We start from the raw sequence: 14,886 nt of genomic DNA, 5'->3' as shown, positions 1-14,886 counted from the left end.
CCCGCACCCCCACAGAAAGGAACCGTGCGTGTCGCACCCCGCAAACGGCCTCGCCGACATGATGAGGCAGGGCGTGGACCAGGCCAAGACCTCGGCGCTCACGGCGATCGAGGGTCTCGTCAAGGTCGCCGGCACCCTGGGCATGAAGGAGACCGCAGCCAACCTCGGCACCGCCAAGGAAGGCCTGAAGTCGGACACCTTCAATATCATCGTGATGGGCCGGTTCAAGAACGGCAAGTCGACCCTGCTGAACGCCCTCATGGGCGGCACCACCCACCCGGTCGACCTTCAAGGGCACAAGGGCCCGATGGTCGTCGACGACCTGCCGGCGACCGCGATCCTGACCGGCGTCAGGTATGCCGACACGCCCACCGTCAAAGCCTGGGGTTTCGACGGGAAGTCCGAGGAGTGGCCGCTCAGCCGCTATCTGAGGGAGTCCACCCTCGACATCGACGAGACGAAGAACCTGGAGCGCTTCGCGCCCATCAGGGAGTTCGAGATGGGCTTTCCCGCCAGGCTGTGTGAGGCCGGGGTGGTCGTCTACGACTCACCGGGCCTTGACGATCACCCCACCCGCACGCTGGTGACACAGGAGGCGTCGGCCCGCTGCGACGCCGCCGTCATCGTCTTCCGCAGCGACGTCCTGATGGGCCAGGGGGAGCTCACCGACGCCGCGGCCGTCGCGGAGGGGACCCGTGTGTTCACCGTGGTCAATCTGTGGGGCGGGCGGCAGGTCGACGAGCGGCTGCGCGGCTTCGTCTGGAACCGGTACGTGCGCGCTCAACTCGGCGGCCCGCAGTGGGCGGGCCAGGACCTCGCCTCCCGGGACATCTACTTCGTCGACGCCGAGAAAGCCAGAGAAGCCCGCTACACCGGTGACGAGGGGGGCGTGGAGGAGTCGGGCCTGGCGCTGTTCGAGCGCCGGTTGGGTGATTTCCTCAGGCGGGAGCGGCTGCACGTGCACCTGAAGAAGTACGCCAAGCAGGCCACGGACCTGGCGACGTCGATTGAGCAGCAGATCAAGCAGCGCCGCACGGCGGCCCAGGCCGACCAGGCACGCCTCCGGGAGGCGTACGCCGCGATCTTGCCCAGCCTGACGGCCATCCGCGCCCGCCCGCAGAAAATCCCGGTGATCTTCGAGCAGTACCAGGCCCAGGCGCAGGCAGAGCTCAGCGCCAGCTTCATCGCCGAGATCGCCAAGATCCGCGTGGACCTGCGGCAACACATGGCGGACAACGAGTTGCCGTCGGAGCGTGACGTCCGTCGAGTCTTCCAGCAGAAGAAGCTGGCTGCCGAAGCCGCCGATCTCGCCAGCCGCTTCGTCTCGGAACGCATCGCGGAATGGGGGCAGAAGGAGTCGGCCGATCGACTGCGGTCCGTGCTCGAGTCGCTCGGCGAGGACCTGGAGAAGGAGATCGCCGCGATCGGGCGGGAGTTCGACGAGATCCATCTCGAGCTGAGCGGCTGGGAGGTGAAGCCGGGGGAGAGCGCCATCGTCGGCACCACAGACCGCGTTGTCGGCATCGTGGCGTCGCTGCTCATCGGCAATGTGGCCGGAGCCATCGGCGGCGGCGCGGGCGGCTGGCGCGGCGCGCTCGGTGGCGCGGTGGGCGCGGTTGGCGCGGGCTTCGTGCTGGGCGTGTTGGGCATCACCGCGGCTCCTGTCGTCATCCCGGTCGCCCTCGTCGCCGCGGCCGTGACAGGAATCGTCGGCGGCAACATGGGTCTGGGAAGACGTGCCAGGAAGAAGGCCTCGGAGGCGGCCGACGAGCAGCTCAGCAAGATGCCGGAGGAGAAGATCGCACAGATCGAACGCGAGCTGGCGCGAAAGTTCAGGGCCATCGAGAAGGCGGTCACCGCGGAGATCAACAAGATGATCGCGGAGGAGGAACGCAATATCCGGCAAGCCGTCGAGCTCAACCAGCGTGACCAGGCGGACCGGGACCGTATCCTGGCCTCCCTGACGGAGGCGGCGGCCGCGGTGGCGGCGCACCGCCTAGAGCTCCAGCGGGCGCTCACGATCGCGCAGCAGGTCTGAGGCGGGCCGTGCCAACCAGGTCCGACGCACGCCCCACCGGCCGCGGCGAGTTCACCAAGAGGGCCGAGCCCCTGCTCGGTGAGCTCGCCCGGCACTGCGGCACCGAGTTACGCGACCGCGTCAGCACCGTGGTCGCCCACGCCGACGCGTCCCTCGCCGAGAAGACCGTGTGGGTGGTCTTCGGCGGCCACTTCAGCTGCGGCAAGTCGAGCCTCATCAACACGCTGATCGGCCGGCCGCTGCTGCCGACCGGCGACTTTCCGGAGACCGGAGTGCCGTGCTGGATCCGTCCCGGGGCCGCCGAGAGCGCCATCGCCTACATTGCCGACAGGAAGGTCCCCCTCGACTTCAGCACCGAGTCGATCGCCCGCGAGGTCTCCCTGATCGGGGCCACGGGCGACTACCGCGAGGAGGTCCGGCGGGTCGACCGGCTGCTCGTCACGGTCGGCTCCGGGGCCATCCCGCCCTGGGCGACGTGGATCGACTCGCCCGGCATCAACGACACCGAGGAGATGACCGAGCGTGCCAGGCGGACGGCCGCCCAGGCGGACCTGCTGGTATGGGTGGTCAATTCGCGGCAGCCGATGTCGCTGACCGAGCAGTCCTTCCTCCAGTCCCACGTCGAACGGCACGGTGCCGCCGGGGTCCTTTTCGTGGTCAACGTGTTCCTGACGCGGGACACCCGGGAGGCCTGGACGCGTTTCCTGACGGACCGCGCCGGCTACTTCCGTGACCGCATCGCCTCGTCCTTCGGCGAGACGTCGCCCGAGGTCGTGTTCGTCTCCGCCCGGGCCGCCGCCGGCGACCCGGGGGACTTCGGTCTCCCCGAGGTGCGGCGGCTGATGAAGGAACTGGCCGGGCCGAGGGACGCCCGCGTGCGGGCGGCCCGCCTCGAGCGGACCTCGCACCGGCTCGCGGAGACCGCGCGGATGCTCGACGAACTGGCCCGGCGCGAGAACGAGCAGATCGACCGGGCGACTATGGAGCTGGCCCGATTCCGTAAGGAACGGACGGGCCGGGTGGAGCGGTTCCGGAAAGAGGTGCGTCGGGCCGTGGGGGCGGCTTTTCGGAACGCCGGGACCGCGGCGCAGGCCTGCGGCCCGGCCGTCGCCGCCGAGATGGCGCGCGGTCCACTGCGGCGGGACAACAGCTACGGCCTGTCACTGGCCCGGCGGTTCCGTGCGGTCGCCGACGACCTCGACCGGGGATTGAAGGACGCGATCGACCGCTGCGCGGAGGACTGCGGCCACAACCGGCTGCCGAAGCAGGCCAGGTCCTCGCTGAAGCGCATGCTCCAACCGGCTGATCTCATCGTGCCGGTCCCCATGAACGCGCTCGGCCACGGAAGGTTCGCCGCGGCGGTCGACCGTGCCATCGACAAGGCGCCGCCGACCCAACTGTCCCTGCTACGTGGACTGCGTGACCGGGCCGTCGATTTCGGCCGGGAGTTCAGCGGCCGTACCGAGACCAAAGACCTGGCCGAGGCGCAGGCAAGCGCGTTGTCCGCGGGTGCGGCGGCGGCCGCGGAGCTGGCGGGGCGGCAGAGCGCGGTGGTACGGCTCGCTCTGCGCGATTGCCTGCCGGTCGGCGACGAGCCCCACGTCCCGGACCAGCAGGCGGTGATCGCCATCGAGGCACTCAGGGATCACTTGCGGAACGTTGCGGACGACTGTCTCGAGAGAGCGGGAGGGGCTCACAAGACGTGATCGGTGTCATCGGTGTGGACGCGCAGCGCAGCCGGACCTGTGTGGTGCTCGGGGAGACCGGCCGCGCCGACGGGATCGTGGAGACCCGGCTGACCTCGGTTGGAGACGGGTGCCGCCACCTGGTTCCCAACGCATGCGCGCCGGGCATGTGGGGAAGCGTGGCGGCGGAGGCACAGCCGGACGGATGGCCGGTCGATCCGTGGTCGGACGGATTTCTGCGCGGGCTCCGCGACCGGCTGTGGAGCTATCTCGGCCGGGTGCCACCCGACCTCGAGCAGGGATACCAGGTCAGCGTGGTGCTGCCGCCGGCCGGGAGGGATTCGGCCCCTCCCGGCGGTGCCGTGTCGGCCGACGCCGTACGCGCGCGATTCGCCGCCGCGGGAATGCCGGGAGCGACCATCGTCGACCCGGCCGAGGCGCTTGTGTGCCGGTGGCTGGCGGAGCCCTCGGCGCTGCCGTACGCGGGTCACGTCGTCGCCGTCGCCTGCGGGGAGACCTGGACGGCGGTCGCCGTTTACCGGGTGACCCGCGGCGAGGACGCCGGTGGCGGAGGACCGCGGATCTCCCGGCTGTCCACGGTGCCCGTCCACGCCGCCCACGGTTCGGGCGCCTGGTGCGCGGAGTTGGTGCGCAGAGTCACCGAGCGGTGCGCGGGTGAGCGGGTCTCTCCGCTGGTCATGGCGGACGGGGTGCTGGAGTTCGGCGCGCGGCTGCGTGGCCGGGACGCGATCCGGCCGCTGGAGTGGACCGGGCCGCACGCCGCCCGGCTTTATACCCCGCTGCGCCTGAGCCGCGCCGAGCTGTCCAGCTGGGAGAGTGTCCGCCTGATCACCGACGAACTGTCCGGCATGGTGCACGCGGCGGGGCTTCCGCCGCGGCAGACCGCCCTTGTGCTGCTGGGCGGGGTGGGCGCCGTCTGGCCCTGGTACGCCGATGCTCTGCGGCAGTTCGGCCAGATCTGGCAGAGCAACGAGCCGGAACGCGACCTCGCCGCCGGTGCTGTGCACTTTCCCGAGCTGCGGACGCAGCTCGCCGAGGCGCCGACTTTCCGGCCAGCCTCGCCTCGCTCGCTTGTCGAGCACGAGCCCGGCGAAACCGGCGCGCAGGGCGATGAGGCCGGGGCGGCGGCGCCCGCCGTGGACGCATCCGAGCTGCCCCCGTGGCTGAGAAGAAGGGAAGACCGATGACGGACGGCAGGGAGATCGCCCTGACGGGCGACGTGCCGGGCGGTTCGGTGGCCCGGTTCTCCGCCGACGGGCCGGGGGCGGGTGCGCCGGGAAGCCCGATGGGGATATCGCCGGGGGGTGTTCCCGGCAGCGCCGCGATCGACACGATCGCCCTCGGCACAGCGATGCCGCAACTGCTCGTCTCGCTGCTTGAACGCCGTTATCTCGACGACTTCCAGCCGGGCTACTGGCGGATCAGCGCGCCGGACGACACCCTGCGTCCGCTACTGGCGAAGGTGACAGGCCTCGGCCGTCCCCGGGAGGAGACGCTCAACGGCATGGCCCATGCGCTCGCCGCGGCCCACTGGCACGGGCACTCCGTGATCACCGCCGTGCACAGCGAGGGCCCGCGGCAACACATCTATCTCGGCGGACGCCGCCTCGCCGGGCGGTCACGCGGCTCCACCGAGGACTATCTCGCGGCCCAGGCGAGTGTCATGCGGGCGCACCTTCCAGGCCTGGAGCTCGGTGCGGCCTCGCCGCTCGACGGAACGGGCACCCCGGAGCTGTCGGCATTCCTGGAGTCGGCGCCCGCCGTCGCGATGATCACTGGAATCCCCTCCGCCCGCGTCGGCTCGGCCGCCTTCCAGGGCATCGACCGGCTCGTCAACGCTGTGGGTGACCGGCGCTACGCCATCGTCGTGGTGGCGGAGCCGATCAGCCCCCGGCACACCGATGAGACGCTGGACCTGTGCCGCAGGCTCAAGAGCGACGTGCACTCCTTTGTCCGCCAGACCGTGGGCGAGACCCGCGGCGAGAGCGACTCCGTCTCCACTGCCACCACGGAAAAGGGCGACAACCGCGCGGCCGTGGCGATGGCCTCCCTGTACGGCCTGGCCGCCTTCTGCGGGCTCGCCGGGCTGCTGACCGGCGCGGCGGCCGGCTTCGCGCAACCGGCGCTGATGCTCGCGGGCGCCACGGGCATCCTCGGGCAGCAGTTCCAGAGCCGTTCCAGCAGCACGGTGAGTCACTCCGACAGCAGCGGCACATCTCTCACCGTGGAACGGCTCGACGCCTCCGCCGAGGCGTGCGAGCAGCTTCTCACGCGGCACATGGAGAGAATTCAGCGCGCCAGGGCGGACGGCTGGTGGCGCACCTCCGTCTATCTGGCGGCCGACGAGGAGTCGACGCTGGACGCGGTGGCCGGCGCTCTGCGGGCCGTCTGCAGCGGAGAGAGCACCTCGCTGGAACCGCTCCGTGTCGTACGCCCGGAGCCATGGCTGATCCGCTCGGCCATGACGAGGGGGCAGACTCTGACGCTGCGCCCCGCCGCCGGAGAACAGGGGCACCCGCTCGGAGGTGCCTTCGACACGCTCGCGACCTGCGTCACCTCCGGCGAACTGGCCGTCCTCGTGAACTTACCCCGCAACGACATCCCGGGGCTGCCGATGCGGGAGATAGGGCAGTTCTCGCTCGCCACCCCGCCACCCTGTGAGCGGTCAGTCGAGCTCGGCCTCCTGCTCGATCCGCTCGGGCGTCGACTGGACCCCATGACCCTGACCGCCGAGGCGCTCAACAGGCACGTCCTAATCTGCGGCATGACCGGATACGGCAAGACCACCACGGCCAAGAATCTGCTCGCCGAGGCGTACGCCGGCCTCGGCGTGCCGTTCCTCGTGATCGAACCGGTGAAGGCCGAGTACCGGGCACTGGCCGGTCATCCGGCGCTGCGTGGCCGGCTCCGCGTCTACTCGATCGGGTCGGACGCCCCGCTGCCGCTCCGCCTGAATCCCTTCGAGCCCGTCGCGGGGGTGTCACTCGTCCGTCACATCGACCTGCTGAAGGCGGTTTTCAACGCGGCGTTCCCCATGTACGCCGGTATGCCGTACGTGCTGGAGGAGGCGATGCTGGAGGTATACACCGAGCGAGGGTGGAACCTCTTCTCCTCGGCCAACGACGCCCTGGGCCCGGCCCCGTCCGCCGAGGACCTCAGCGCGCTCACACCTACCCTGAGCGACCTCTACAGCAAGATCGACGAGGTGCTCGACCGCAAGCGGTATGGCAGAGAGGTGCACCAGAACATGGGCGCGGCGCTACGCGCCCGGCTGAAGAGCCTGATGGTTGGCAGCAAGGGGATGGCGCTGGACACCAGGCGCTCGGTGCCGGTGGACGAGCTCTTCACCCAGCCCTGTGTGATCGAGCTGCGCAACCTCGGTGATGACGAGGAGAAGTCCTTCGTCATGGCGCTGCTGCTGTGCTTCCTCTACGAGTACGCCGAGGCCCGCGCCTTCGGGCCGACCCAGGAGCGCCTGCGCCATCTCACTCTCATCGAGGAGTCGCACCGGTTGCTTCGCGCCGTACGGTCCTCCGCAGGACTGGAGGGTGCGGACGCGCAGGCGAAGGCGGTCACCATGTTCACGGACATGCTCGCCGAGATGCGCGCGTACGGTGAGGGGTTCCTGATCGCCGATCAGATCCCGACCAAGCTCGCGCCGGAGACCTTGAAGAACTCCAACATCAAGATCCTGCACCGCCTCGTCGCGTCGGACGATCGTGCCGCGGTGTCGGTGGCGGTCAACCTCACCGAGGCGCAGAGCCGCCACCTGGCTACCCTCCCGCCCGGCCAGGCCATCGTGCACGACGCGCGTCTGGCCGCGCCGGTGCTGGTCGGCATGCACCCTCTCGAGCACGACGCGACGGGCGACCGGCGGGACACCGTGACCGGCGCCCCAAGCAACGACCTGTCCTACCTGCACCGCAACGCGGGGTGCCACTACTGTGCGAGCCCTTGCGACTTCATCGACGGAGCGGAGCGGATCGGGACCCCCGATCTCGCGCCCTTTCTCACGGAACTGATCGACGGCCGGGCGGACACCGCGTGGCAGGCGTGGAGCCGATGGAGGACGATCTGGCGTTCCAGGGCGGACCGGTGGGAGTCCTCGACCGCGACGGCCAGGTCGGGGCTCATGTACTGCGCCGCCACCCAGGACGCCCACCGCTGGTTTGGCGAGCTCGTCGCGGCCCGCGACACGGCGGTGGGCGCTGGGGGCCCTCGGCCCGCCGAGCGGATTCGCCGCGAGCGCGCGGCCCGCTGGATAGGGCGGTTGTGTGCCGTATTGTGCGACGCCGAGGATTTCGAGGGCGCGGCCGCAGAGAGCATTGAGCAGGTAGGGAGGGAGCTCGACACGCTGCTGCGTAGCGACCCGCCCAGCGAACTGCCCGGGTGCGCCGCCTGCCCCGCCCGTTGCAAGGCGCTTCCACTCGCCGCGCCGCTCCTGCCCGCCCTCGGGCCCGCCGTCCTGGCCCAGGCCACCACGCCCACTCCGGTCGGCACCCGGCTGCGGGGCCTGGCCAGACTGGTCGGGGCCGAGTCTCCCGGCCAGGCCCGTGACCTGCTCTACTGCCTGGTCACGACCGCCTGCAGAGATGCTGACGCCGCCGACGTCCTCACCGCATTGCTGCGGGAGGAGCCGGGTCCGGCTAGGACCCAGGTACCCGAGCCGAGATGAGCGGCGCCGCGTCCGGACCGCCCACCGGACGCGACCGTTCTCCAGGTTCGGGGCGCCGGGCAGGAGCCGGCGCCCGGGGAGGGCGGAGGTCAGGCCCCGGGCACCGTCTGGGGCTGCCAGGAGAAGACGGATGGCGTCCTGGGGTCGGCCGTGACCCGCAGCCACTGGCTCGCGGTGGAGCCGAAGGTCTCCAACCTGGTCAGGTTCGGCACCCCGGCGTACCCGGGTTCGACCTCGTAGACGTGCTCGTCGCCGTGCACGAGCAGCACCGGCTTGCCGTACGCGCGGGCCTGGGCGACGAGGCGGGCGCGGATGTCGGCGAAGCCGGGGCTCTGCACGGGCTCGGCCTGCATCATGAGCAGGACGCCGGGCGCGTGGGTGCGGCGTGCCCGGTCGAACGTCGTGTCGATCCAGTCCAGCGCCGCGCTCCTGCGTGCCTCGAACTCCGCCGTCCGCAGCTCGGGACGGTCCCCGCCGGGCAGATCGGACCAGGGCTGCAGGTCGTTCTCGCTGCCCACGACGTGGACGGTGGAGAACACGACGCGTCCCTTGGTGAACAGCACGTTCTCCCGGTAGTCGCGGTGGCGCCGGTCCGCGGCCTGCGACAGCACCGGCATGGGGTGACGGCCGAGCGTGCGGCCGGCCACCGGGTAGAACACGCGGCGGACCGCGTCGAGGCGCTCGGTGGGCAGGTAGCCGCCCGCCGCGGTGCGGTGGCAGTCGGTCCACTCGTTGTCGCCCGGCGTCAGCACGAAGGGGTCGGCGAAGGTGCCGAACAGCCCGGCGAGGTCGGCGAACCGGGCGTCGTCACAGGTGCTCGAGCCGTTCTTCACGTCGCCCGCGTGCAGCACGAAGCGCACGTCTGTGTCGGAGTTGATCGCGTCGACCAGGGCGGGGAACCGGGCCCGCTGGTCGTCGCCGTACGGCGTGTCGCCGATGAGGGCGAAGGTCACCGCCGGCCCCTTGCCGGAGCGCGCCGGTGCGGGGGTGGCCAGTGCGGGGGTGATCAGTGCGGGGGGCGCGATCACGGCGGCGAGCGACGCGGCGAGAGCGGACGCCGCGAGGAGGGTTTTGCGCATGGCACAGTCTTCGCGGACCCGGACCACGGTGCGATGACGGCAGGCCGACTCCTCGCGGAACCCTGACCGACAACCGGGAAGCCGGGCGGACGATCAGTCCAGCCAGGCGGCGGGAGAGGGCAGGTGCCGGTCGAGCTCGTCCCACAGATCGGGTGGGATCGGGGTGGCGGCGAGGCGCAGCGTCTCCTCGAGCCGCTCGGGTTCCGAGACGCCGACGATGGTGGACGCGATTCTGGGGTCGCGCAGCGAGAACTGCAGCGCGGCGGCCGCGAGGGGCACACCGTGTGCGTCGCAGACCCGTCGCATGGCGCGGACCGCGTTCCGGACCGGCTCGCCGGTGTCCCGGTAGGCGTAGCGGGGCTGGGCGTCGGGTCCCTTGACCAGCATCCCGCCGCCGTACGGCGCGCCGTTGACGAAGGCGACGCCGCGATCGCGGGCCTCGTCGAGCAGGGGGCCGGCCTCGCGGTTCACCAGGGTCCAGCGGTTGTGGCTGATCACGGCGTCGAACACGCCGGTCGCGACGTACCTGCGCAACAGGCCGACCGGGCCGCCCGCGATGCCGATGTGACCGGCGACGCCGGCGTCCCGCAGCGCGACCAGCGCCTCCACCGCCCCGCCGGGGGCCATGGCCTCCTCGAACGTGATGTGGAACTCGGGATCGTGCAGGTACAGCAGCGGCACGTGGCCGACGCCGAGCCGTTCCAGGCTCTCCTCGGCCGAACGGCGCACGCGCTCGCCGGAGAAGTCGCCGGTGCCGGTGTCCGCGTCGACCTTGGTGGCGAGGACGAACCCGGCGGGGACGCCGCGGTGGCGGATCACGGCGCCGATGCGCCGTTCGGCGCTGCCGCCGCCGTAGTTGTTCGAGGTGTCGAGGAAGTTGAAGGGCCCGTCGAACACGGCCTCCACGGTGGCCCGCGCGCGTTCCTCGCCGACCTCGTACCCGTACAGTCCCGGCATGCTCGCCAGGGGACTGGTGCCGACGCATACCGGCGTCACCGCCAGGCCGGTACGCCCGAACGGCCGGCGCAGCGCCGGGTCCGGGACCGTCAGGTCGTCGCGGGCGTCGTGGGGCATCGGGGTGCGTCCTTCCGTCACGAGCCGTCAGCGGTGCCCGGCGCCAGCCGCGCCACGGCGGCCGCGGCGAGCCGGTGTCCCTCGGCCAGCCGGGCCAGCACCGCGTCGGTCGCGGCGTCGGGCAGGGTCTCCTCCGGATGAGCGGCCCGCCGGGCGTGCAGTCGCCTGGCCCCTTCCGCCCAGGTGACGACCGGCCGGAACGACGGGACGAAGCGCCTGATCTTCGTCGTGTCGAACAACGCGGTGTGCTGGAGATCGCCGACGATCAAATCGGACCAGAACCAGTCCGGCGCGACGATCGGCAGGAACTCCGCGGGCAGGTGGAGGAGCCGGGCCGGCGTCCCGGCCGTGCGCCCGACGACCTCGTAGATCTCGTTCCAGGTGAGCGCCTCGCCTGAGGTGATGTGGAAGTCCTCGCCGACCGCCTGCCAGGCGCCGATGAGGCCCACCAGGCCGACGGCGAAGTCGTCCGCGTGCGTCAGCGTCCACAGGCTGGTGCCGTCGCCGGGCACCACGATCTCGTCGCCGCGCACGACCCGGTCCCACGCCGTCCAGTCGCCGGGCAGCGGCGGATGCGCGTCGTCGTAGGTGTGCGAGGGGCGCACGATCGTGACGGGGAAGTCGCGCTCCTCGTACGCGCGGCGCAGGACGTCCTCGGCCGCGATCTTGTCCCTGGCGTAGCCGAGATAGGGGTTGCGCCGGGTGGTCGACTCCGTGAACGGCGCCCGCCGCACCGGCTTGTGGTAGACGGAGGCGCTGCTGATGTAGACGTACTGGCCGGTGCGGCCGTCGAGCAGGTCCACCCTCGCCGCCGCGTCCTCAGCCGTGTAGCCGAGGAAGTCGACGACGCAGTCGTACGCGCTCCCGGCCAGGGCCCGGCGGAGCGCGTCACGGTCCCGTACGTCGGCGGTGAGCGTCGTGACCCCGTCGGGCAGCGGACGGCGCCGGGCGGTGTGGCCCCGGTTGAGCACGTGGACGTCGAGACCCCGGCGTGCCGACTCGGCCACGCAGGCCGAGCTGATCGTCCCGGTGCCGCCGATGTAGAGGACCTTCACACGGACTCCGAATGGTGGGATCGCGGACGAGCCGTGCGGTGCCCGGCCCGCGCGGACTGTCGGCCGCCCAGAAATTTTCGATTGCTGCACGAAAACTGTCAGACTGCGGCAGCAACCTAGAGCGCGGCGTCCTCCCACGTCAAGCGCGCCGCCGCCCATGAGCGAGCCGGTTGCGGGTTCAGGTCGCCAGAAGTTCGCGGATCCGCGTGGCGTACCCGCGGGGGTGGGTCGTGTTGCCGTTGTGCCCACCGGGGAACTCCCTCGCCTCGACGCCGAGAAGCGCCGCGAGCTCCTGCGCGCATCGGTGGTCGAAGACGTGCCGGGGCGTGGTGCGGCCGAAGGCCGGGATGACGCGGACGGTGGTGTCCCTGAGCGCGGCGATGTCCAGCGTGTCGCGGGCGATCGCGGTGAAGTCGTTGCGGATGAAGAAGTCGAAGCCGGCCCGCCGCCGGTCGTCCAGGGGACGCGGGGTGAGGCCGGGTTCGGTGTCCTGGGCGACGGGGTCGATACCCAGCGTTTCGGCGATCCCGGCGAACGCGTCGGCGAGGCCGCGCGCACGGTAGAGGTCCTGCAGCTCCTCCAGTTCGCGTACGTGACGGACCCGTTCGGCGGCGGGGAGGAGTGAGGGGGCGACCGGCTCGTGCGCGATCAGGGTGCCGAGCTGTTCCGGATGCCCGACGGCCAGGTGCAGCCCGATGACGGCGCCGAAGCTGCATCCGAGCATGCTCGCCGGCCGGTCGGTCACGGCGGCGAGCAGGTGGTGGACGTCGTCGACGTGGTCGGCCATGGTCGCGCCCCGGCCGGGGTCGTCGAGGACGCTGCGGGACAGGCCCCGGCGGTCGTAGGTGATGACGGTGTGGTCGGCGGCGAGATGGCGGACCAGGTCGGCGGTCCGGTCCGCGTCCCCCTCACCGCTCTGCGAGATGAGGAGCACGGGGCCGGCGCCGCGCACCTCGTAGTAGACGGTGGCGCCGGTCGTACGGAGCATGCCGTTCACGGGTCGTCCTCTCACTCGGGTGATCCGGACAATATTCCATCGGGTTTGATGCATCAAGCCTGATGTATTCTGGTGTGGTGAACGGAGTCGACCTCTTCCTGCTCGGCAGGACCCTCATGAAGATCGGCGAAGAGGCCATGCCGGTCGAGGACATCGCCGCGTCGAGAACGACGCAGGCCGCCAGTGCCCGGACGGTGCTGGTGGTCGTCGCCGACCTGCGCGCGCACCCGGAGACCTCCGTGGGGGAGATCGCGTCGCGGACGGGCCTGCCGCAGAGCGCCGTGTCGGGGGCCGTCGCCCGGCTGAAGGAGGCCGGGGCGGTCGTCACGGCCCCCGATCCGGCCGACCGGCGCCGGGTCGTGATCAGGCAGGCGCCCGGGCACTCCGCGCGGGTGGAGGCCGTGCGGGCGGCCGGTGTCGAAGAGCCCCTCGCGGCGGCTCTGGGCACCGATGATCCGGCGCAGGTCGCCGAGGTCGTCGCGGCGCTCGAGTTCCTTGCCCGCCGCCTGGCGCCCGGATCGGCTTCCCGCCGCCCCTGACGCCGGGCAGGACCAGCCGAGTGGCGGAGAGACCGAGCAGCACCACGGTGAGACCGCTCACAGGGAGGCGGTGAGGCGGGCGGCGCGCATGATGAGGTGGTCGCGCTCGGGAACGCTGGCCGTACGGCTCGCCGCCGCACGGTAGTCCTCGACGGCCGCCCGGTGGTCACCGGTCATCTCCAGCAGGTGGGCGCGCGCCGCGTGCAGACGGTGGTGACCCGCCAGCGGGCCGTCCGCCAGCGGTTCGAGCAGGGCCAGCCCCGCGGCGGGGCCGTGCACCATGGCGGCGGCGACGGCGCGGTTGAGGGAGACCATCGGGTTGGGCGACATGCGCTCGAGCAGGCCGTACAACGCGAGGATCTGCGGCCAGTCGGTCTCCTCGGCCGTCGCCGCCTCGTCGTGCACGGCGGCGATCGCCGCCTGGATCTGGTACGGCCCGGCGGCGCCCCGGCGCAGGGCGGTGGTGAGCAGCGCGACGCCCTCGGCGATCGCCTCGCGGTCCCACAGGCTCCGGTCCTGCTCCGCGAGGGGAACGGGGACACCGCCCGGACCGGTCCTGGCGGGCCGCCTCGCGTCGGTCAGCAGCATCAGCGCGAGCAGCCCGGCCGCCTCGCACTCACCGTGCGGCTGACCTCGCAGCAGGCGATGCAGCGTCCTGGCCAGCCGGATCGCCTCGCGGGACAGCTCGACGCGGTGCAGACCCGGGCCGCCGCTGGAGGCGTACCCCTCGTTGAAGATCAGGTAGAGCACGTGCAGCACGGCGGCGAGCCGCTCGGCGCGTTCCTCCGGCTCCGGCATCCGGAACGGCACGCGCGACGCCCTGATGCGCTGCTTGGCCCGGCTGATCCGCTGCGCCATCGTCGCCTCGGGCACCATGAAGGCCCTGCCGATCTCGGCCGTGGTCAGCCCGCCGACGGCGCGCAGGGTCAGGGCGATGGCGGACGCGGGCGTCAGCGCGGGGTGGCAGCCCAGGAACAACATGACGAGCGTGTCGTCCCCGTCCGTCCCGGGCGCCCGGTCGGTGGCCGGGGAGGTCCAGTGGTCGGCGGGCGACCGCGCGGCCACGAGTTCCTCGCGGCGGCGGCGCGCCTGCTCGCCCCGCACCTGCTCGATCATCCGCCGGTACGCGACCTGGACGAGCCAGCCCTTCGGGTTGTCCGGCACGCCCTCGGCGGGCCACTGGGCGAGGGCGTCGAGCATCGCCTCCTGGACCGCGTCCTCGGCCGCGTCGAAGTCGCCGAACCTGCGGGTGAGCACGCCGGCGACCTGCGGCGCCAGCGGGCGCAGCAGGTCGCCGACGGGTGGGTGGGCGGCGGTCACAGTTCCTGCGGAGGGGCCGCCATCACCTGCCGCACCTCGATCGGCATCCTGAGCGGCTCGCCGTTCAGGCCGGGCGCGGCCGAGATGTGGCCCGCCAGCTCGTACGCCCGCTCCGGACCCTCGCAGTCGATGATCCAGTAGCCGACCAGGAACTCCTTGGTCTCGGGGAACGGGCCGTCGGTGACGACGGGGACGCCGCCCTCTCCGGCCCGCACGATCCGCGCCTGGTCGGGCATCGCCAGCCCCTGCGCGTCGACGAACTCGCCGGCCTCGACGAGCCCGCGGTTGACGTCGTGCATGAACTCGATGTGCGCCTTGACGTCCTCCGGCGTCCAGGTGTCCATCGAGGCGATGCCGCTCTGCGGGCCGAACTGCATCAGCAGCATGTACTTCATGTCTCGCT

At 71.8% G+C, this 14,886-nt stretch carries 11 protein-coding genes; 5 read left to right on the top strand and 6 right to left on the bottom strand.

From position 1 onward, the window contains the following. Window positions 1-28 precede the first annotated feature (28 nt). The 4 genes from HHX41_RS17355 to HHX41_RS17340 are packed head-to-tail and all read left to right on the top strand — an operon-like array spanning window position 29 to window position 8,419. On the top strand, window positions 29-2,038 hold the full coding sequence (locus tag HHX41_RS17355; RefSeq protein ID WP_182906766.1) for a dynamin family protein: 2,010 nt from the start codon (window positions 29-31) through the stop codon (window positions 2,036-2,038). Between the two features lie 8 nt (window positions 2,039-2,046). Beyond that, on the top strand, window positions 2,047-3,744 hold the full coding sequence (locus HHX41_RS17350) for a dynamin family protein (RefSeq protein WP_182906765.1): 1,698 nt from the start codon (window positions 2,047-2,049) through the stop codon (window positions 3,742-3,744). After that, entirely contained in the window at window positions 3,741-4,931 is a 1,191-nt protein-coding gene (locus tag HHX41_RS17345; protein WP_182906764.1) for a hypothetical protein, read from the top strand. Before HHX41_RS17350 ends, HHX41_RS17345 begins: the two co-directional genes overlap by 4 nt. Further along, window positions 4,928-8,419 (top strand): ATP-binding protein, encoded by a 3,492-nt coding sequence (locus HHX41_RS17340; protein WP_182906763.1) that lies wholly within the window; start codon window positions 4,928-4,930, stop codon window positions 8,417-8,419. The genes HHX41_RS17345 and HHX41_RS17340 overlap by 4 nt, the downstream gene beginning before the upstream one ends. An 89-nt stretch (window positions 8,420-8,508) precedes the next feature. Here the strand turns inward: HHX41_RS17340 and HHX41_RS17335 are convergent, their stop codons facing one another. From HHX41_RS17335 to HHX41_RS17320, 4 genes are all read right to left on the bottom strand, one after another. Continuing rightward, complete coding sequence (locus HHX41_RS17335) at window positions 8,509-9,498, bottom strand: metallophosphoesterase (protein ID WP_182906762.1); 990 nt, start codon at window positions 9,496-9,498, stop codon at window positions 8,509-8,511. A gap of 93 nt (window positions 9,499-9,591) precedes the next feature. Next, window positions 9,592-10,572, bottom strand: a complete 981-nt coding sequence (locus tag HHX41_RS17330; RefSeq protein WP_182906761.1) for an aldo/keto reductase — start codon at window positions 10,570-10,572, stop codon at window positions 9,592-9,594. 17 nt (window positions 10,573-10,589) lie between these two features. Beyond that, entirely contained in the window at window positions 10,590-11,627 is a 1,038-nt protein-coding gene (locus tag HHX41_RS17325) for an NAD-dependent epimerase/dehydratase family protein (RefSeq protein ID WP_220504126.1), read from the bottom strand. Between the two features lie 178 nt (window positions 11,628-11,805). Beyond that, window positions 11,806-12,615, bottom strand: a complete 810-nt coding sequence (locus HHX41_RS17320) for an alpha/beta fold hydrolase (RefSeq protein WP_182906819.1) — start codon at window positions 12,613-12,615, stop codon at window positions 11,806-11,808. 86 nt (window positions 12,616-12,701) lie between these two features. Between HHX41_RS17320 and HHX41_RS17315 the strand changes: the two genes are divergently transcribed. Then, window positions 12,702-13,163, top strand: a complete 462-nt coding sequence (locus tag HHX41_RS17315; protein ID WP_310742032.1) for a MarR family transcriptional regulator — start codon at window positions 12,702-12,704, stop codon at window positions 13,161-13,163. A 57-nt stretch (window positions 13,164-13,220) separates the two neighbouring features. Here HHX41_RS17315 and HHX41_RS17310 read toward each other — a convergent pair whose 3' ends face one another. Further along, on the bottom strand, window positions 13,221-14,483 hold the full coding sequence (locus HHX41_RS17310) for an RNA polymerase sigma factor (protein ID WP_182906758.1): 1,263 nt from the start codon (window positions 14,481-14,483) through the stop codon (window positions 13,221-13,223). Next, entirely contained in the window at window positions 14,480-14,878 is a 399-nt protein-coding gene (locus HHX41_RS17305; protein WP_182906757.1) for a YciI family protein, read from the bottom strand. Before HHX41_RS17305 ends, HHX41_RS17310 begins: the two co-directional genes overlap by 4 nt. Window positions 14,879-14,886 lie beyond the last annotated feature (8 nt).

Source organism: Microbispora sp. H13382, assembly GCF_014161445.1.
Taxonomy (GTDB): domain Bacteria; phylum Actinomycetota; class Actinomycetes; order Streptosporangiales; family Streptosporangiaceae; genus Microbispora.
This window is presented reverse-complemented; position numbering and strand designations above follow the sequence as displayed.

Excerpts from the sequence above, each read along its gene's own strand:
- HHX41_RS17340 (WP_182906763.1), top strand. The coding sequence starts at position 4,928 with ATGACGGACGGCAGGGAGATCGCCCTGACGGGCGACGTGCCGGGCGGT.
- HHX41_RS17335 (WP_182906762.1), bottom strand. The coding sequence starts at position 9,498 with ATGCGCAAAACCCTCCTCGCGGCGTCCGCTCTCGCCGCGTCGCTCGCC.
- HHX41_RS17330 (WP_182906761.1), bottom strand. The coding sequence starts at position 10,572 with ATGCCCCACGACGCCCGCGACGACCTGACGGTCCCGGACCCGGCGCTG.
- HHX41_RS17320 (WP_182906819.1), bottom strand. The coding sequence starts at position 12,615 with ATGCTCCGTACGACCGGCGCCACCGTCTACTACGAGGTGCGCGGCGCC.
- HHX41_RS17305 (WP_182906757.1), bottom strand. The coding sequence starts at position 14,878 with ATGAAGTACATGCTGCTGATGCAGTTCGGCCCGCAGAGCGGCATCGCC.